The sequence below is a fragment of the Eubacterium ventriosum genome (assembly GCF_025150745.1).
Taxonomy (GTDB): domain Bacteria; phylum Bacillota; class Clostridia; order Lachnospirales; family Lachnospiraceae; genus Eubacterium_G; species Eubacterium_G ventriosum.
The window spans coordinates 1,155,536-1,174,254 of record NZ_CP102282.1; the positions used below are offsets into that span (position 1 = coordinate 1,155,536).

General features: G+C 35.7%; 16 protein-coding genes. 15 read left to right on the forward strand and 1 reads right to left on the reverse strand.

Annotated elements, in window-relative coordinates; translation table 11 throughout:
- Positions 1-122: 122 nt before the first annotated feature.
- From NQ558_RS05295 to NQ558_RS05325, 7 genes are all read left to right on the forward strand, one after another.
- Positions 123-2,072, forward strand: a complete 1,950-nt coding sequence (locus tag NQ558_RS05295; RefSeq protein WP_005358934.1) for an OPT family oligopeptide transporter — start codon at positions 123-125, stop codon at positions 2,070-2,072.
- Positions 2,073-2,158: 86 nt separating this feature from the next.
- A complete protein-coding gene (locus NQ558_RS05300) occupies positions 2,159-2,494 on the forward strand; it encodes a PqqD family protein (RefSeq protein ID WP_005358932.1) in 336 nt (111 codons plus the stop codon).
- A gap of 28 nt (positions 2,495-2,522) precedes the next feature.
- A complete protein-coding gene (locus NQ558_RS05305; RefSeq protein WP_005358930.1) occupies positions 2,523-2,867 on the forward strand; it encodes a FeoB-associated Cys-rich membrane protein in 345 nt (114 codons plus the stop codon).
- A 10-nt stretch (positions 2,868-2,877) separates the two neighbouring features.
- Positions 2,878-4,329 carry an aminoacyl-histidine dipeptidase gene (locus NQ558_RS05310; RefSeq protein WP_005358929.1) on the forward strand — a complete coding sequence of 484 codons (1,452 nt, stop codon included), beginning with the start codon at positions 2,878-2,880 and terminating at the stop codon, positions 4,327-4,329.
- 241 nt (positions 4,330-4,570) lie between these two features.
- A complete protein-coding gene (locus tag NQ558_RS05315; RefSeq protein WP_005358927.1) occupies positions 4,571-5,881 on the forward strand; it encodes an L-aspartate oxidase in 1,311 nt (436 codons plus the stop codon).
- Positions 5,882-6,004: 123 nt separating this feature from the next.
- On the forward strand, positions 6,005-6,859 hold the full coding sequence (nadC, locus tag NQ558_RS05320) for a carboxylating nicotinate-nucleotide diphosphorylase (protein WP_005358925.1): 855 nt from the start codon (positions 6,005-6,007) through the stop codon (positions 6,857-6,859).
- Positions 6,860-6,871: 12 nt separating this feature from the next.
- Positions 6,872-7,429 (forward strand): transcription repressor NadR, encoded by a 558-nt coding sequence (locus NQ558_RS05325; RefSeq protein ID WP_005358923.1) that lies wholly within the window; start codon positions 6,872-6,874, stop codon positions 7,427-7,429.
- A 280-nt stretch (positions 7,430-7,709) separates the two neighbouring features.
- Here the strand turns inward: NQ558_RS05325 and NQ558_RS05330 are convergent, their stop codons facing one another.
- Positions 7,710-9,317, reverse strand: a complete 1,608-nt coding sequence (locus tag NQ558_RS05330; RefSeq protein ID WP_040445851.1) for a CTP synthase — start codon at positions 9,315-9,317, stop codon at positions 7,710-7,712.
- A 249-nt stretch (positions 9,318-9,566) separates the two neighbouring features.
- Here NQ558_RS05330 and ftsH point away from each other — a divergent pair, with 249 nt between their 5' ends.
- The 8 genes from ftsH to NQ558_RS05370 all read left to right on the forward strand — a co-directional run bounded on the left by ftsH (position 9,567) and on the right by NQ558_RS05370 (position 18,663).
- Positions 9,567-11,540, forward strand: coding sequence for an ATP-dependent zinc metalloprotease FtsH (gene ftsH, locus NQ558_RS05335; protein WP_005358915.1), 1,974 nt, complete (start codon positions 9,567-9,569; stop codon positions 11,538-11,540).
- 180 nt (positions 11,541-11,720) lie between these two features.
- Positions 11,721-13,622 carry an excinuclease ABC subunit UvrC gene (uvrC, locus tag NQ558_RS05340; protein ID WP_005358913.1) on the forward strand — a complete coding sequence of 634 codons (1,902 nt, stop codon included), beginning with the start codon at positions 11,721-11,723 and terminating at the stop codon, positions 13,620-13,622.
- Positions 13,623-13,716: 94 nt separating this feature from the next.
- The gene (gene hprK, locus NQ558_RS05345) at positions 13,717-14,655 is read left to right on the forward strand and encodes an HPr(Ser) kinase/phosphatase (RefSeq protein WP_040445849.1); all 939 of its coding nucleotides are present in this window, start codon (positions 13,717-13,719) and stop codon (positions 14,653-14,655) included.
- Positions 14,656-14,664: 9 nt separating this feature from the next.
- Positions 14,665-15,606 (forward strand): ROK family glucokinase, encoded by a 942-nt coding sequence (locus NQ558_RS05350; RefSeq protein ID WP_005358910.1) that lies wholly within the window; start codon positions 14,665-14,667, stop codon positions 15,604-15,606.
- A 29-nt stretch (positions 15,607-15,635) separates the two neighbouring features.
- The gene (gene murB / locus NQ558_RS05355) at positions 15,636-16,538 is read left to right on the forward strand and encodes a UDP-N-acetylmuramate dehydrogenase (RefSeq protein ID WP_005358908.1); all 903 of its coding nucleotides are present in this window, start codon (positions 15,636-15,638) and stop codon (positions 16,536-16,538) included.
- 24 nt (positions 16,539-16,562) lie between these two features.
- Complete coding sequence (gene rapZ, locus NQ558_RS05360) at positions 16,563-17,423, forward strand: RNase adapter RapZ (protein WP_005358907.1); 861 nt, start codon at positions 16,563-16,565, stop codon at positions 17,421-17,423.
- A gap of 20 nt (positions 17,424-17,443) precedes the next feature.
- Positions 17,444-18,409, forward strand: a complete 966-nt coding sequence (whiA, locus tag NQ558_RS05365) for a DNA-binding protein WhiA (RefSeq protein ID WP_005358906.1) — start codon at positions 17,444-17,446, stop codon at positions 18,407-18,409.
- Positions 18,409-18,663, forward strand: a complete 255-nt coding sequence (locus NQ558_RS05370) for an HPr family phosphocarrier protein (RefSeq protein ID WP_005358905.1) — start codon at positions 18,409-18,411, stop codon at positions 18,661-18,663. Before whiA ends, NQ558_RS05370 begins: the two co-directional genes overlap by 1 nt.
- Positions 18,664-18,719: the final 56 nt, after the last annotated feature.

Genomic DNA, 18,719 nt, shown 5'->3' on the forward strand with positions numbered 1-18,719 from the left:
AATCACTTTACTTTTTAGTAAAAAGTCCCAGTTGTTCCAGTAAAATAGGGACTTCCCTTTTTTTAATAATTTAGTATAATAGAGTGGTACAGTGAAATATATATTGAGACAGGAGATAAAAAATGGAGAAAAAAAATGACTTTAAGCCATTTATCCCCGCAGACAAGGTATTACCTGAGTTTACAGTAACTTCAGTAATTCTTGGTATGATTTTAGCGGTTATATTTGGTGGCGCCAACGCTTATCTCGGATTAAGAGTTGGTATGACTGTATCAGCCTCAATACCGGCGGCAGTTATTTCAATGGGTGTTATTAGAGTTATTATGAAGAAAGACTCAATCCTTGAAAATAACATGGTACAGACAATTGGTTCAGCAGGTGAATCATTGGCAGCAGGAGCAATTTTCACAATTCCTGCTATTTTTATTTGGGCTTCAGAAAAAGGAAGCGGAATTAGCACACCTTCATTCGTTTCAATTGCATTAATTGCACTTTGTGGTGGTATTTTAGGTGTACTTTTCATGGTACCTCTTCGTACAGCTCTTATTGTAGAAGAACACGGAACACTTCCATATCCTGAAGGAACAGCTTGTGCAGAAGTTCTTTTAGCAGGAGAAGAAGGTGGAAGTAAGTCAAAAGTTGTATTTGCAGGACTTGGAATTGCAGCAGTTTATAAATTTATTGCAGATGGTTTAAAACTTTTCCCTAGTGAAGTTGATTTCTCAATGCAGGGCGAATACACAACAGCAGTAGGTATGGATGTTCTTCCAGCCTTAGCAGGTGTAGGTTACATTTGTGGTGTTAAGATTTCAAGTTACCTTTTTGCAGGTGGTGTGTTATCATACCTTGTTTTAATTCCTGCAATTGCTTACTTCGGTGGCGAATCAGCATCAAAAGTTGTTGATGATGCCGGAAAAGCTATTGCATTTAATCAGTTGTCAGCAAGCCAGATTTGGAGCAACTATACAAGATACATTGGTGCAGGTGCCGTTGCAGCAGGTGGATTAATTAGCTTAATTAAAACATTCCCAACAATGATTAGAACATTTAAACATGCAATCAAGGGATTTGGTAAGAAGGGTGACAGCCAGTTAAGAACAGAACAGGATATTTCAATGAAGTTAGTTCTTGGTGGTTCACTTGTAATTGCAGTTTTAATCTGGTTACTTCCAGAGATTCCTGTTAGCTTCCTAGGAGCACTTATAGTTGTTGTATTTGGTTTCTTCTTTGCAACAGTATCATCAAGAATGGTAGGTATTGTAGGAAGTAGTAACAACCCTGTATCAGGTATGGCTATTGCAACATTAATCGTAACAACATTTATCTTAAAGGCTACAGGCAGCACAGGTGCAACAGGTATGGTATCAGCTATTTCAATCGGTACAGTTATTTGTATCGTAGCAGCTATGGCTGGTGATACTTCACAGGATTTAAAGACAGGTTACATCGTAGGTGCAACACCTAGATTACAGCAGATTGGTGAATTAATTGGTGCTATTGTATCAGCTTTTGCAATCGGTGGAGTTATGTACCTTCTTAACTCAGCATGGGGATTTGGTTCAGAACAGATTCCTGCACCACAGGCTACACTTATGAAGATGGTAGTTGAAGGTGTTATGGGTGGTACATTACCATGGGTATTAATTTTCATGGGTGTATTTATCGCCATCGTTGTTGAAGTTCTTGGAATCCCTGTATTAGCATTCTCAATTGGTCTTTACTTACCAATTTACTTAAGCACACCTATTATGGTTGGTGGTGTTATTAAGTGGTTTATCGATAACAAGAGAAAATATGCTAATGACGAAGAAAGAAAAGACGCATCAGACCGTGGTGTACTTTATGCAGCAGGTATGATTGCAGGTGAAGGTATCGTAGGTATCGTTCTTGCAATATTAGCAGTTGTTAACGTTGCTGATAAGTTAAATCTTTCATCATTATATGGTGAAAGTGGAGCTTTCCAGACAGTTGGTAACTGGGTAGGATTAATTGCATTTGCATTATTACTTTCAACATTGTTCCACTTTACAAAAGGAAAAAAGACTATAGAAGTGGACGCAAAAGAAAAATAAAAAAATAAAAAAAATATGTATTTCAGTGAGAAAAAGGCACTGCTGCAATTATGCAGTAGTGCTTTCTAAATAAAAATGGAGAGTTCATGAAAGAGAAGAAGAATTATATTGATAACATTCCCAGAATTAATGATATGAAATGGGAAGTTTTGGAGGATGGAATAGTAGAAATCACAGTAGAAAATACCGGATTTTATAATAAAGTAGCACAGAGATTATTTAAGAAGCCACGTTACAGTTTTATTAAATTAGATGAATATGGAAGTTTTGTGTGGCAGCAGATTGACGGCAAAAAAAGTATATATGAAATTGGAAAAGAACTTGGAAATAAGCATAAGGGTGCTTCAGATCAGTTATATGAAAGACTTTCAAAATATTTTGGAATATTAGAACGCAATAAATATATTGTTTTTGAAAAATAAAGCCTTAAGGCAGTGAAAAGGATAAAAAATGAAACCATCAACAGTAATTATAGGTATAATTTTATTTGCCATAGTAACAATGATTATATATGGCTGGGGAATTGTAAAACAAAAAAATCAAACAAAGGATTTAATGAATTTGCTTTTTAGCAAAGGACAGGATAAAATAAAAAAGTATTTAAAACAGAATGAATACATTACAATATCGCAAGTTGAGCAGATTTGTGATGGGCTTGAAGCGAAACAGCCTTTTTCGCAAAACAGGGCTGTTGTAAAGAATAAGCAGGACTACGCAAAGAAGCTTATAGAATATATGCTAAAGACTAACCAGATTGAAAAAGAAGGTAGCCGTTATAAATGGCACAAGAAATAAGGAGGACATTATGGCAGTATTATCAGAGTTAGAACCAAACAAAGTGTTTAAGTATTTTGAGGAGATTTGTTCAATTCCTCATGGTTCAAATAATGTAAAACAGATAAGTGATTATCTTGTAGATTTTGCAAAAGCACATAATTTAAAATATAGACAGGATGATGATTTAAATGTAATTATTTGGAAAGACGGATCTAAGGGATACGAAGATTCAGAACCTGTAATTCTTCAGGGACATATGGATATGGTTGCAGTTCAGGAAGCTGATTGCAAGAAAGATATGGAAAAAGAAGGATTAGACTTAGAAATTAACGGAGATTTCATTTCAGCTAAGGGAACATCTCTTGGTGGAGATGACGGAATTGCAGTAGCTTATACATTGGCAGTTTTGGATGATGAAGAAATGGCTCATCCACCAATCGAAGCTATTTTTACAGTAAATGAAGAAATTGGTATGCTTGGTGCAGCATCAATTGATGTTTCAGACCTTAAAGGACGTCTTTTTATGAATATGGATTCAGAAGATGAAGGCGTGTTTACAGTAAGTTGTGCCGGCGGTGCATCAGTAATATGTAAGTTCCCATACAAGAGAGATCTTGTTAACGCTCCTGTAATCGAGATTAAATTACACGGTTTCACAGGTGGACATTCAGGTGTTGAAATTATTAAGGAACGCGCAAATTCAAACTGTGCAATGGCAAGAGTTCTTCTTAACGTATTCCAGAATGTTGGTATGAGATTAGTTTCTGTTAACGGTGGTGAAAAAGACAATGCTATAGCAAAATTAAGTGAAGCAGCAATTGTTGTACTTCCTGACTCAGTAGATAAGGCTAAAAAGATTATCGAAGATACTTTTGCAGAAATTAAGGAAGAGTACAGGGTTACAGATCCTGATGCTAACTTAACTTTAAATGTAAGAAAATCAGATATGGTTGATGCCTTTACAGACGCAGCTACACTTGCAACAATTATTGCAATGGTTAATATGCCTAATGGAGTTCAGAGAATGAATCCTGAAATTGACGGTTTAGTACAGACATCACTTAATATGGGAATTTTAAGAACTGAAATGTTAGAAGTTAAGATGACATTTGCAGTTAGAAGTTCAAGCGAAACAGAAAAGCAGTACTTAATTGAAAAATTAAAATCCCTTACAGAAATCTTTGGAGGAAGCGTAGAAATAGTAGGACCTTACCCTGGATGGGAATATAAGGCAGATTCAAGATTACGTAAGGTAATGGTTGATGCTTACAAGGATTTATATAATGGTGAAGAACCTGTTGTAGAAGGAATTCACGCAGGACTTGAGTGTGGAATCTTTGCATCTAAGTTACCTGGACTTGATGCTGTATCATTTGGACCACAGATGAATAATATCCATACAACAAATGAAGAATTAAGTATTTCATCAACACAGCGTACATGGGAGTTAGTTGTTAAGGCACTTGCAGCGTTGAAGTAGGCAGAAAGCGTTAATGTCAAAGCCGGGTGTTTCCAGATAAATAAGAATTTTTTAAAGAGCGGATGTTTCAGTTGAGCATCCGTTTTTTTTGGAAAAAATCATCTGTAATGACAGAACTTTACAGATTTTCTTCATATGTATTTACAACTGTCTTGTCAGTTCTATATGTTTGTGCTATACTAAGTGACAATGTAGAAAAAATATGGCAATTTAAGTCCATATAGCACATTAGGAGGAAGAAATGCAAACAGATATTTTGATAGTAGGCAGTGGTTGTGCAGGTTTATATTGCGCACTTAATTTGCCGAAGGACAAAAATATATTAATGATTACAAAGGATATAGTAGAACATAGTGACTCCTATTTAGCACAGGGTGGAATGTGTATGCTTAAAGATCCTGATGATTTTGACAGTTATTTTTATGATACAATGAAAGCAGGCCATTTTGAAAATGATACTGCAGCAGTAGAAACTATGATAAAGGAATCACCTGATTTGGTGAAAGACCTTTTAAGTTATGGGGTTGATTTTCAGAGAGATGAAGATGGAAATCTTGCCTATACAAGAGAGGGCGCCCATGCCAGAAACAGAATCGTTTATCACGAGGACATTACAGGCAAGGAGATTACAAGCCATTTATACGAGCAGTGTAAGAAACTTGATAATCTTACAATTAAGGAACACTGGACAATGGTCGATTTGTTAACTAAGGACAATTGCTGCTATGGTGTTGTTGTAAGAAAGGATGACGGTTCACTTGATACAATAACTGCTAATTATACAGTTTTGGCTTGTGGTGGAATCGGAGGTATTTACAGATATTCAACTAATTACAGACATTTAACAGGTGATGGTATTGCAGTTGCAATTAAACATGGTGTAGAATTAAAGAATGTAAACTATGTGCAGATTCACCCAACAACTTTTTATTCAGAAAAAGAAGAGGACAGAAGTTTCTTAATTTCTGAGTCTGTAAGAGGTGAAGGTGCCAAGTTATATAATAATAGTAAGGAAAGATTTACAGAGGAACTTCTTCCAAGAGATATTCTTACGGGAAATATCAGAAAGGAAATGAAGAGAGAAGGCAGCGAACATGTATGGCTTTCAATGAAGACTATTGATCCTGAACAGTTGAAGGAACACTTCCCTAATATTGTTGAACATTGTAAAGAACACGGATATAATGTGCCTGATGAAATGATACCTGTTGTTCCTGCTCTGCATTATTTTATGGGTGGAATAAAAGTAAATCTTCAGAGTAAGACTTCAATGGATCAGCTTTATGCAATTGGCGAAACAGCCTGCAACGGAGTTCACGGAAGAAACAGACTTGCCAGCAACTCATTATTGGAAAGCATGGTTTTTGCTAAGAGAGCTGCAAAAGAAATGACAGCAGAGTTTGATAAGACCAAAACAAAAAGTTTTGACAATGTTGATTTCACACCATATGAAGACAAGAAGAAGCTTGAAGAAGAATACAAGCAGTTAATTAGAGATGAAATCGATAAAGAAAATGCAAAAATGAATGATGAAGAAAAACAGGAAAATTAATCTTCACAATGCTTAAAAAATTGAAAGATTATTTGAAAAGTTGATAAATTATTTGAAAAACATAAAAAAATATTTAGAAAACTAATCGAAATTTAACATAAAAACTAGGAGGAAAAATATAAAATGTTTGATCCAATTACATTAAAATTATCAGTAGATCCACTTATTTTAAGTGCATTAAAGGAAGACGTAACAAGCGAGGACGTAACAACTAATTCAGTTATGAGAGAGGCTTGCATGGGACAGGTAGACCTTATTTGTAAAGAAGACGGAGTTATCTGCGGACTTCAGGTTTTTGCAAGAGCTTTTCAGTTATTAGATGAAAATGTAGAAGTTGATTTGTTAGTTAAAGATGGCGACCAGGTTAAAAAAGGTCAGCTTATGGGAACTGTAAAAGGTGACATCAGAATTCTTTTAGTTGGTGAAAGAACAGGACTTAATTATCTTCAGAGAATGAGTGGTATTGCAACATATACTAATTCAATTGCAAAATTATTAGAAGGCAGCAAGACTAAGCTTCTTGATACAAGAAAGACTTCACCTAATAATCGTATTTTCGAAAAATATTCTGTTAGAGTTGGCGGCGGAAATAACCACAGATACAACCTTACAGACGGTATTTTGCTGAAAGACAATCATATCGGTGCAGCAGGTAGCGTTGAAAAAGCTATCCAGATGGCTAAGGAATATGCTCCTTTCGTAAGAAAGATTGAAGTGGAAGTTGAAAGCTTAGATATGGTTCGTCAGGCAGTTGAAGCCGGTGCCGACATTATTATGTTAGACAATATGGACCATGATGTAATGAAGGAAGCTATTGAAATAATTGATGGAAGAGCTGAAATTGAAGTATCAGGAAATGTAACTAAGGAAAATATTTCTAAATTAGTAGATTTGGGAGTTGATTATATTTCAAGTGGTGCTTTAACACATTCTGCACCTATTATGGATATCTCATTAAAGAATCTTCATCGTATTTAATAGAGGTGAGAAATGGGCGGAGAAAAGAGAAGAGAGAATCTATTAAAAATTTTACAGGAAAGTGAAAGTGCAGTATCAGGAACAAAACTTGCCACAAAGTTTCAGGTAAGCCGCCAGGTTATCGTTCAGGATATAGCATTACTTCGCGCAAAAAATCACGATATAATATCAACACACAAAGGCTATGTACTTCTGGACAAAGGAAACATTCAGAGAGTTTTTAAGGTAAAACACAGTGCCGAAAAGATGCTTGATGAATTAAATCTTATAGTAGATTGCGGTGGTAAAGTGGAAGATGTATTCGTATACCACAAGCTTTATGGAGTAATACGTGTTGAGATGAATATAAAATCCAGAATGGATGCAAAGAGATATGTTGATGGCATAAAAGGAGGTGTTTCTGTTCCCCTTGAACAAATCACCTCAGAATACCATTATCATACAGTAACAGCTGACAGTGTGGAAACATTGAACATAATACAGGACCAGTTAGACAAGCAGGGTTACCTTGTGGCACTGAGAGACTACGAGCCTGTAGACTTCTGGAGTAATACAGAGGCAGAGAGTTAGAAAAATTTTCGGTTGGCAAGAATATAATAATATATAAGTGAACAACAACAAATCAAGCCGGAAATAGCATTTGTAATTGTTAGTAAATAAAATATTGATTAATATGGTTGCTCCGTTGGAATATTGGAGAATGTTCCGGCGGGGCAGCTTTTTTAAATGATTGTAGTGTGAGTGGTGTAATGGTAGGATAGGTATAGTGGTAGCCATAGAAAAGCCGGATTCATTATGAATCCGGCGTATAAATTCATATATTTAATTAGTACAATTCTAATCCAGGGATTTATTTCTGCTTTCCTTTTTCGATTGCTGCATTTACAAATCCTAAGAATAAAGGATGAGGTCTATTAGGACGGCTCTTTAATTCAGGATGTGCCTGTGTTGCAATGAAGAATGGATGTGAAGGAATTTCAATCATTTCTACAATACGTCCGTCAGGAGAGATACCTGATAACTTCATTCCCTTTGAGGTAAGGGCTTCTCTGTAATCGTTGTTTACTTCATAACGATGACGATGACGTTCATGAATTAATTCTTCCCCATATAATTTATAAGCAAGACTTTCTGTATCCAAGTGACATGGATAAGAACCAAGTCTTAAAGTTCCACCGATATCTGTAATACCCTCCTGGTCAGGCATAAGACTGATAACAGGATGTGTAGTTGCAGGATTAAGTTCAATACTGTGAGCATCACGGAAACCAACTACATCTCTTGCAAATTCAACAATTGAAAGCTGCATGCCAAGGCAAAGACCAAGGAATGGAATATTGTTCTCTCTTGCATATTTGATAGAAGCAATCTTACCGTCGATACCACGGCTGCCAAAACCACCTGGGACAAGAATACCTGAAACATCACTGAAGATTTCAGCAGCATTCTCATTAGTAACTTCTTCTGAGTCAACCCATTTAATATTAACAGTGCAACGGCTTGGATAACCGGCATGTTTCAAAGATTCAACAACACTAATGTAAGCATCATGTAATGCAATATATTTTCCAACTAATGCAACTGTAACTTCCTGAACAGGATGCTTAGCTGCGTCAACCATAGCCTTCCATTCGTCAAGGTCAGGTTCAGGACAATCAAGCTTTAAGCTCTGGCAAACAATTTCTGCAAGATGTTCTTTTTCCATTGCAAGAGGAGCTTCGTAAAGCATATCAACTGTAAGGTTTTGAACAACGTGGCTTGCGGGAACATTACAGAAAAGACTGATTTTGTCTTTAAGATTGTCGTCAATTTCGTATTCAGTACGACAAACAACTACGTCAGGCTGAATACCAAGTCTCTGTAATTCCTTAACACTCATCTGGATAGGTTTAGTTTTCATTTCTTCAGATGCAGGAAGATAAACCATAAGAGCTACGTGAATAAGAATACAATTCTCACGTCCAACATCATGCTGGAACTGTCTGATAGCTTCAATATATGGCTGTGATTCAATATCACCAACTGTTCCACCTACTTCAATAATAGCAATTTCAGTTTCTTCTGAAAGACTGCGGTGGAAACGACTTTTAATCTCGTTAGTAATATGCGGAATAACCTGAACAGTTCCTCCACCGAAATCACCATGTCTTTCTTTTTCAAGTACAGACCAGTAAACCTTACCGGTTGTAACGTTAGAATTTCTTGTTAAACTTTCATCAATAAATCTTTCATAATGACCTAAATCAAGATCAGTTTCAGCACCATCGTCTGTAACGAAAACTTCTCCGTGCTGAATAGGGTTCATAGTACCTGGGTCAATGTTAATATAAGGATCAAACTTCTGCATTGTTACCTTGTAACCACGAGCTTTCAAAAGACGACCCAAAGATGCAGCAGTGATACCTTTTCCGAGACCGGAAACAACACCGCCTGTTACAAATACATATTTTACTGCCATGAGACATTCCTCCATTTGTATAATACACTATGATGTTTAGTAGTATTGGGGCTAAACATCATCTAAACATAAAAAATCACCTTACTAGTGTACTACAATCAAAAAATTAATTCCATAGGAATGTAAAAATTTTAAAAGTTTAAATTTTTTTTATCAAAAATTCACATTATTTACAAAGTATATGGTATATTATTAAAGTCTAAAGATATACATAAAAGATATGCAGAATGTAAAGAAAGGGAAGACTTGATGGATAATAATACTAATAGAAATACTAATAGGAATAATTCGAAAAACGATAGGGATAACAAGAATCAAAAGAAAAATCAAATAATAGGCATAGTGGTTGCACTTGTAGCCGCATTTCTTTTTACAACATTAAGCTCATATATAGTTGATTCAATGACTACCAAGGAGATTAGTTACAATCAGTTTATAGCTTTGCTTGAAAATAATAATGTGGAATCAGTTGTTTTCAATAACAATAAGATAGAAATTACACCTAAAGATAATAATGGAAACATTATAAAAGTAAAATATTGGACAACAGAATTAAATGACCCTGAACTTATTCAGGAATTAAAAGAAAAATATACACAGGTAAAATTCAAAGGAGAACAGCAGAGTAGTTCTTCAAGTCTTTTACTTATTTTGCTTGAATGGGTATTACCATTTGTAATGTTCTATGTTTTGCTTACATTCATAATGAAGAAAGCAGGCGGCGGAGCCGGTGGTGGAATGTTTGGTGTTGGAAAGAGCAATGCCAAGGTATATGTTCAGAAAGAAACAGGAGTTACATTTAAGGATGTGGCGGGACAGGAAGAAGCTAAGGAATCAGTAGTAGAATTAGTAGATTTCCTTCATAATCCGGGCAAATATACAGAAATCGGTGCCAAGCTTCCGAAGGGAGCATTGTTAGTAGGACCGCCGGGAACAGGTAAAACATTGTTGGCTAAGGCAGTTGCAGGAGAGGCTAAGGTGCCATTTTTCTCATTGTCAGGTTCAGACTTTGTGGAAATGTTCGTAGGTGTAGGTGCTTCAAGAGTAAGAGATTTGTTTAAGCAGGCAGAACAGAATGCACCATGTATCGTATTTATCGACGAAATTGACTCAATAGGAAAGAGCAGAGATTCAAGATATGGCGGTGGAAACGATGAAAGAGAACAGACATTAAATGCACTTTTGGCAGAAATGGATGGTTTTGATACATCAAAGGGTATTTTAATACTTGCTGCAACTAACAGACCGGAAGTACTTGATCCGGCACTTTTAAGACCAGGACGTTTTGACAGAAGAATTATTGTAGACGCACCTGATTTTAAGGGCAGACTTGAAACTTTAAGAGTTCATTCAAAAGATGTTAAATTAGATGAAACAGTAGATCTTGATGCTATTGCAAACATTACAAGTGGTGCAGTAGGTTCAGACCTTGCCAATATGGTTAACGAAGCAGCAATTAACGCAGTAAAATGTGGTAGAAGAGCAATTTCCCAGGCTGACTTAATGGAAGCAGTTGAAGTTGTAATTGCCGGAAAAGAAAAGAAAGATAGAATTCTCAGCAAAGAAGAAAAGAAGATAGTTTCTTACCATGAAGTAGGTCATGCATTAGTAACAGCATTACAGAAACATGCAGAACCGGTACAGAAGATTACAATAGTTCCAAGAACAATGGGTTCATTAGGATATGTTATACAGGCGCCTGAAGAAGAAAAATATCTTATGTCAAAAGAAGAATTAAATGCAAGACTTGTAACATTCCTTGCAGGTAGAGCAGCAGAAGAAATTGTATTTGATTCAGTGACAACAGGTGCATCAAATGATATGGAAAAGGCTACAAAGATAGCCCGCTCAATGATTGCACAGTATGGTATGTCAGAAAAGTTCGGCTTAATGAGTCTTGAACAGGTTGAAAATCCATACTTAGGCAACAGAACAACACTCAACTGTAGCGACAAGACAGCAACAGAGATTGAAGAAGAGGTTAAGATTCTTCTTAAAGAAAAATACGAAGAAGCTAAGAAGCTTCTTAGAAATAACCGTGCTAAGCTTGACAAGATTGCAAAATTCTTATACGAAAAAGAAACAATCACAGGCAAGGAATTTATGGATATTTTTGAACAGTGCGAGAGAGAAGAAGCTGAAAAGGCAGAAGCTTCTAAAACACAGAATACAGAAAACAATGCAAATGCTGAAAATTTAGATACACAGAATACAGAAGCATAGAATGCAGGTAATTTAGAAACTACTGAAATGTAGAATACAGATTGTTTGTTCAAAAACAAACAGCACAAAGATTATTACCGGATGACTATATGAAAGCTGGCACCTTTGATTATTCAAAGTTGTCAGCTTTCGTAAGTTAGTCTATAGAATAAATACGATTTTATAAAAGCAGGTAGAACAATGGGTGAATTTAATTTTGCGGAAGAACTAAAAAAAATGCCACAGACACCGGGGGTGTATTTAATGCACGATGCCCACGATGATGTTATTTATGTGGGAAAAGCTGTTAATCTTAAAAGGCGTGTAAGCTCATATTTTAGAAAAAGCACAAAAAGAACAACAAAAATAGAATCCATGGTTTCAAAAATAAGAAGGTTTGAGTATATTCTTACAGATTCAGAACTGGAAGCATTAATACTTGAATGTAATCTGATTAAAGAATACAGACCCAAATATAATACAATGCTTATGGATGACAAAACATATCCTTATGTAATGATTACAGTAAGTGAGGATTATCCACGAATTGTTTTGGCCAGAAGGATGAAGAAGGACAATAATAAATATTTTGGACCTTTTACAAGTAGTGCAGCAGTTAAAGATACCATAGATTTGTTACAGAAAATGTATCAAATTAGAAGTTGCAACAAGGCTATTGTAAGTGATGGCACGTATACTGCTGATGGAGAATATAAGAATATTCCAAAGATTAATGGAAGGCCTTGTCTTTATTATCATATTGGACAGTGCAAAGGTCCCTGTCAGGGATATATTTCCAAAGAAGATTACAGGGAAAATATTAATAAAGCCATTAAATTCTTAGAAGGCAATTACACTCTGACAATCAAGGAGTTGGAGGAAAAGATGCAGGAGGCATCAGCTAATCTTGATTTTGAGAAAGCAATGGAATGTAGAGATTTGATTAATAGCATTAATCATGTTGCGGGAAATCAGAAGATTACAACTCATCAGTTTGAGGATAGGGATATTATTGCTTATGCAGAGGAAGGAAACGATGCAGTTGTACAGGTGTTTTTTGTTAGAAATGGTAAGCTTATCGGTCGTGAACATTTTTATCTTACAACTGTTCCGGGAGATACCGGCAAAGATATTCTTACAAGTTTCATAAAGCAATATTATATTGGAACGCCTTTTATTCCAAGGGAGCTTTTGGTGCAGGAAGAGGTGGAGGAGCCGGAACTTTTGTCACAGCTCCTTAGCAGAAATCAGAATTATACAGTTAGAATTGTAAATCCTAAAAAAGGAAGTAAGGAGAAGCTTGTTGAACTTGCAGCAAAGAATGCAGGCAATCTTTTGGAACAAAATAAAGAAAAATATAGAAGGGAACAAAAACGTACTGTAGGTGCAGTGGAGGAAATAGAGGAACTTATTGGTATTACGGGAATCCATAGAATGGAAGCCTACGATATATCCAATACTAACGGTTACGAGTCCGTTGCATCAATGATAGTTTATGAGGACGGAAAACCGAAGCGTAATAATTATAGAAAGTTTAGAATTAAGTCTGTTAAGGGTCCTGACGATTATGCCAGCATGAGAGAAGTTCTTACAAGAAGATTCCGTCACGGAATAGAAGAACGTGAAAAGCTTGATATGGAAGAAAAAGACTACAAACTTGGAAGTTTCAGTAACTTCCCGGATATTCTTATGATGGATGGTGGAAAAGGTCAGGTAAACATAGCTCTTGAAGTTTTGGACAGCCTTAATCTTCATATTCCTGTTTGTGGAATGGTAAAGGACGATAACCATAGAACACGAGGACTGTATTACAATAATGAGGAAATTCCTATAGCAAAGAATTCGGAAGGATTCAGACTGATTACAAGAATGCAGGATGAAACTCATAGATTTGCAATAGAGTATCATAGAAGTCTTAGAAACAAAAAACAAGTACATTCAATACTTGATGACATTTCGGGAGTAGGTCCGGCAAGAAGAAAGGCATTAATGAGAGAATTTAAATCCATTGAAGGAATTAGGGAAGCTACAGTGGAACAGCTTAGTCAGGTTGATACTATAAGCGAAAAAGTGGCAAAGGACATATACAAATTTTTTCATTAATTAATATATACAAAAAAAAGCTGTAATGTTAAAATAATGTATGACAGTGAAAAATGGTCGTGAAGATTATACTTGTAGCGAAAGGAGCAAATTTATGGAAAAAATTAAATTTACAAAAATAATAGAAAACTACAATTTAAAGAATTATATACCTGAAATTGATACGGATAAGATTTATATTAATACTCCGGAAGTTAATAGACCGGCGTTACAGTTAGCAGGTTTCTTTGATCATTTCGATAAGGAAAGAGTACAGATTCTTGGAAACGTGGAATATGCTTTCATTGATAGTATGGAAAGACAGAACAGACTTTGGGTGTACGAAAAGTTAATGAGTAGTGGAATTCCATGTCTGATTTTATGTAGAGGGCATGAAGCAGATGATGATTTGATTGAAGCAGGAAGAAAATATAATGTACCTGTTTTAATGACAGAATGGACTACATCAAGGTTTGATGCAGAACTTACAAGATGGCTTAATGTTCAGCTTGCACCGTGTATTACAATCCATGGTGTTTTGGTAGACGTTTATGGTGAAGGTGTTTTGATTATGGGTGAAAGCGGAATCGGTAAAAGTGAGGCAGCCCTTGAATTAATTAAGAGAGGCCATAGACTTGTAACTGATGATGTTGTAGAAATAAGAAAGGTAAGTGATGAAACATTAATTGGTGCATCACCTGAAATTACTAAGCATTTTATTGAATTAAGAGGTATTGGTATCATAGATGTTAAGGCTTTATTTGGTGTTGAAAGTATTCTTGACACAGCCAATATTGACATGGTTATTAAGTTAGAAGAATGGGATAGAAGCAGAGAATATGATAGACTTGGAATTGAAGATAATTACACAGAATTTCTTGGAAATAAAGTAGTTTGCTATTCTATTCCTATCAGACCGGGTAGAAATGTAGCAGTTATTGTTGAGTCAGCATCAGTAAACCACAGACAGAAGAAGATGGGTTACAATGCTGCCAAAGAATTATATAAACGTGTAACTGACAATCTTATGAAGCAGAATGACGAGGAGGAATAGAAAAAAATTATGAAAAAGTATTGTTTTGGAGTTGACGTTGGAGGAACAACAGTTAAAGTAGGACTTTTTACAGTAGAAGGTCAGCTCCTTGATAAGTGGGAGATTATTACAAGAACAGAAAATAATGGTGAAAATATTTTATTTGATATATGTGAATCATTAGAAGCTAAGTTAGACGAAAAGTCTATTGATTTAGATGAAGTTAAGGGAATCGGCATTGGTTTGCCGGGACCTGTTTTAGATGACGGAACTGTATTACAGTGTGTTAACTTAGGTTGGGGCAAGTTTAATGTATCAGAAAAAATGTCTGAAATGTTCCACGGAATAGAGGTTAAGGTAGGCAATGATGCCAACGTTGCAGCTCTTGGTGAAGCGTGGAAAGGTGGCGGAAAGAATTTTGATGATATCGTTATGGTTACACTTGGAACAGGTGTAGGCGGAGGTGTTATTTTAGAAGGAAAAATTCTTACAGGACATAACGGTGCAGCAGGCGAAATCGGTCACATGCATGTTGAAGATAGTGAAGAACTTAACTGTAACTGCGGCGGTTGCGGATGCCTTGAACAGTATGCATCAGCTACAGGTGTAGTAAGACTTGCAAACAGATATATTGCAAAGAATAGTGAATCAACTAAGATGACAGAATTTGGTGAAGACATTACAGCAAAAGATGTTTTCGACTTGGCAAAAGAAGGAGATAAGGGTGCTGTAGCTGTTGTTGAACAGATGAGTACATATCTTGGAAAAGCCATGGCAAGTATTGCAACAGTAGTAAACCCACAGGCATTTATTATTGGCGGTGGTGTAAGTAAGGCAGGTCAGTATCTTATTGATGCCATTGCAGATGTTTATGTTAAATATGCTTTCCAAGCTTGTAGAGAAGCAAAAATTGCTCTTGCAGAATTAGGAAATGATGCAGGAATTTATGGTGCGGCAGCACTTATAGTATAAAAAGTAACTAGAGGTTTTAGGAGGATTCAATGGATAACGCATTCATAGAAAAGATTAAAGAAGTAGTTGGAGAAAAATATGTAAAAGAGAATGAGAGCATGGCATCTCATTGTACTTTCAGATGTGGAGGAAACGCTGAATTATTCGTAACTCCGGGCAGTATTGATGAGTTAACACAGGTTGTAGCACTTTGTAGAGAGAATGATGTGGAATTTCTTGTTATAGGAAACGGAAGCAATCTTTTAGTTAAAGATGAAGGCTACAAGGGTGTAATAATCGAAGTTAATTCAAGAATAAGTTTTATTGATGTTATTGGTGAAGATATTGTAGCCGACGCAGGAGCAAAGCTTTCAGCAGTGGCAGTTACTGCAATGGAGAACGACCTAGGTGGTTTTGAGTTTGCTCACGGTATTCCGGGCAACATTGGTGGTGCCGTAATGATGAATGCAGGTGCTTATGGTGGAGAAATGAAACAGGTTCTTAAATGGGTTAAGGTACTTGATAATGAAGGAAACATTATTACACTTGATGCATCTGAGCTTGAAATGGGATACAGAACAAGCATTATTGAGAAGAAAGGTTATATTGTTCTTCAGGCAAGAATTGGTCTTAACATTGAATTCTCAGAGGATATTGGTTTGATTATGCAGATGTTTATGCAGAAGAGAAGAGCAAGTCAGCCACTTGAATATCCAAGTGCAGGAAGTACTTTCAAGAGACCTGAAGGATATTTTGCAGGTAAATTAATTGACGATGCAGGGCTTAGAGGATACAAAGTTGGTGGAGCCATGGTATCAGAAAAGCATTGTGGTTTTGTAATTAATTACGATAATGCCACAGCAACAGATGTTATTAATCTTATGAAGGATGTACAGGCTAAAGTTAAAGAGAAGTTCGATGTACAGTTAGAACCTGAAGTTAGAATTATCTAAAGGTCTAAGTATGAGGGAGTACAAATGCGATTAGTAATAGTAACAGGTATCTCAGGGGCAGGCAAAGTAACTGCCCTTAAGATTTTTGAGGATAACGGGTATTATTGCGTAGATAATCTGCCAATAGATTTAATTGAAAGTTTTGCAGATATTCTTTTTGGACAGACTAATGAAAAGAATAAAGTTGCAATTGGAGTAGATATCAGAAGCGGAAAAAATCTTGAGAAGATGTCAGAAGTTCTTAAGAATATGAAAGCAAAAGAACAGAATTATGAGATTTTGTTCTTAGACTGCAACAATAATACTTTAATAAAGAGATTTAAAGAAACACGAAGAAGTCATCCAATGGGTGACAGAGATAGTGTTGAAAATGAAATTAATGAAGAGAGGGCAAAGCTGGAATTTTTAAGAGAACAGGCTGATTATATAATCGACACCAGCAATCTTCTCGTAAAAGAACTAAGAGGAGAAATAGAAAAGATATTTGTTTTAAACAGAGATTACAGAAATCTTTTTGTTACAATAATGTCTTTTGGTTTCAAGCATGGTGTTCCGGCAGATTGTGATTTGGTATTTGATGTAAGATTTCTTCCAAATCCATATTATGTGCCTGAGCTGAAACATAAAACAGGTAATCAGAAGGAAGTACAGGATTATGTTTTGAACTCGCCTGTGTCACACGAATTTCTTGATAAATTAGTAGATATGATTAAATTTCTTATTCCAAACTATATTGAAGAGGGAAAGAATCAGTTGGTTATAGGAATTGGTTGTACAGGTGGTCATCACAGATCAGTAACAATAGCTAATGAATTATATAATCAATTAAATAGTTCAGACGCTTCTTATGGAATCAGATTATCTCATAGAGACATAGACAGATAGTAGAAATAGTAGGAAGTGGCATGAGTTTTTCAAGTAAGGTTAAAAAGGAATTAGCAGGTCATATCAGTAATGCAACACATTGTAGAATAGCAGAAATTGCAGCTATTATTTCTATGTGCGGAAGTGTACTGATAGACGTTGATGAAAAGTATTCCATAAGAGTCAGAACTGAAACCGATTCAACGGCAGAAAAGTTTAAGACTTTGGTGTGGAAAACATTTCATATAGATGCAAAAATTGTTGTAAAAAAGAATGCATATTCAAAAAATGCAGAGACATATACTATTACCATAAAAGATCACAATCAGGCAATGAAAGTCTTAGAGGCAACTAAATTAATTGATGATCAGGGGCAGATAGGAGAGAATCTTTCAGTGACCAATAATGTTGTTATAATGAAAGATTGTTGCAAGAGAGCCTTCATAAGAGGGGCATTTATGGCAGCAGGTTCCATAAGTGATCCTAACAGCTCTTATCACTTTGAAATTAAGTGTAATAACGAAAAAAAGGCTGAGCAATTAATAAAATTACTAAATAAATTTAATATTGAGGCAAAAACAGTTGCAAGAAAAGGTCATTTTGTGGTATATATCAAGGAAGGCGAAGGAATAGTTGATGTTTTAAATGTAATGGAGGCTCCGGTAGCTTTAATGGAAATGGAGAATGTCCGAATCCTAAAAGGCATGAGCAACTATTACAATAGGCAGGTTAATTGTGAGACTGCCAACATTAAGAAGACAGTAACAACTGCATGTAGACAGATAGATGATATTAATTATATCATTGAAAATGAGGGCTTAGAATATTTGCCTGATAAGTTACAGGATATAGCAACATTGCGAGTTGAAAATCCTGACGCTTCGTTGCAGGAGTTAGGTCAGATGCTTGAACCGCAATTAGGAAAATCAGGGGTTAATCACAGATTGAGAAAGATTTGCCAGATTGCAGAGGAAATAAGGGGAATCCCCAAGGAGGAAAGGTTATAATGATAACAAAGGATGTAACAATTGATATTAAGCAGGCTACAGATGCAAGTCCAGTGGCAAAATGCGTACAGTTAGCTAGTCAGTTCAAGAGTAAAATATATATTGAAAATGGAGCTACAAAAGTTAATGCTAAGTCAATCATGGGAATGATGGCATTAGGAATTCTTTCAGGAGAAGAAGTAAAAGTATCTGCTGAAGGAGACGACGAGCAGAATGCAATTGATACAATGGTAAATTACTTAACAGCTAATTAATCGAAAATAGCATGAAATAAAAAATCCTTTCTGTCGGTGACGGAAGGGATTTTTTT

What these genes read in the sequence shown, in the direction of transcription:
- NQ558_RS05295 (WP_005358934.1), top strand. Translation starts at nt 123, where the DNA reads ATGGAGAAAAAAAATGACTTTAAGCCATTTATCCCCGCAGACAAGGTA.
- NQ558_RS05300 (WP_005358932.1), top strand. Translation starts at nt 2,159, where the DNA reads ATGAAAGAGAAGAAGAATTATATTGATAACATTCCCAGAATTAATGAT.
- NQ558_RS05305 (WP_005358930.1), top strand. Translation starts at nt 2,523, where the DNA reads ATGAAACCATCAACAGTAATTATAGGTATAATTTTATTTGCCATAGTA.
- NQ558_RS05310 (WP_005358929.1), top strand. Translation starts at nt 2,878, where the DNA reads ATGGCAGTATTATCAGAGTTAGAACCAAACAAAGTGTTTAAGTATTTT.
- NQ558_RS05315 (WP_005358927.1), top strand. Translation starts at nt 4,571, where the DNA reads ATGCAAACAGATATTTTGATAGTAGGCAGTGGTTGTGCAGGTTTATAT.
- nadC (WP_005358925.1), top strand. Translation starts at nt 6,005, where the DNA reads ATGTTTGATCCAATTACATTAAAATTATCAGTAGATCCACTTATTTTA.
- NQ558_RS05325 (WP_005358923.1), top strand. Translation starts at nt 6,872, where the DNA reads ATGGGCGGAGAAAAGAGAAGAGAGAATCTATTAAAAATTTTACAGGAA.
- NQ558_RS05330 (WP_040445851.1), bottom strand. Translation starts at nt 9,317, where the DNA reads ATGGCAGTAAAATATGTATTTGTAACAGGCGGTGTTGTTTCCGGTCTC.
- ftsH (WP_005358915.1), top strand. Translation starts at nt 9,567, where the DNA reads ATGGATAATAATACTAATAGAAATACTAATAGGAATAATTCGAAAAAC.
- uvrC (WP_005358913.1), top strand. Translation starts at nt 11,721, where the DNA reads ATGGGTGAATTTAATTTTGCGGAAGAACTAAAAAAAATGCCACAGACA.
- hprK (WP_040445849.1), top strand. Translation starts at nt 13,717, where the DNA reads ATGGAAAAAATTAAATTTACAAAAATAATAGAAAACTACAATTTAAAG.
- NQ558_RS05350 (WP_005358910.1), top strand. Translation starts at nt 14,665, where the DNA reads ATGAAAAAGTATTGTTTTGGAGTTGACGTTGGAGGAACAACAGTTAAA.
- murB (WP_005358908.1), top strand. Translation starts at nt 15,636, where the DNA reads ATGGATAACGCATTCATAGAAAAGATTAAAGAAGTAGTTGGAGAAAAA.
- rapZ (WP_005358907.1), top strand. Translation starts at nt 16,563, where the DNA reads ATGCGATTAGTAATAGTAACAGGTATCTCAGGGGCAGGCAAAGTAACT.
- whiA (WP_005358906.1), top strand. Translation starts at nt 17,444, where the DNA reads ATGAGTTTTTCAAGTAAGGTTAAAAAGGAATTAGCAGGTCATATCAGT.
- NQ558_RS05370 (WP_005358905.1), top strand. Translation starts at nt 18,409, where the DNA reads ATGATAACAAAGGATGTAACAATTGATATTAAGCAGGCTACAGATGCA.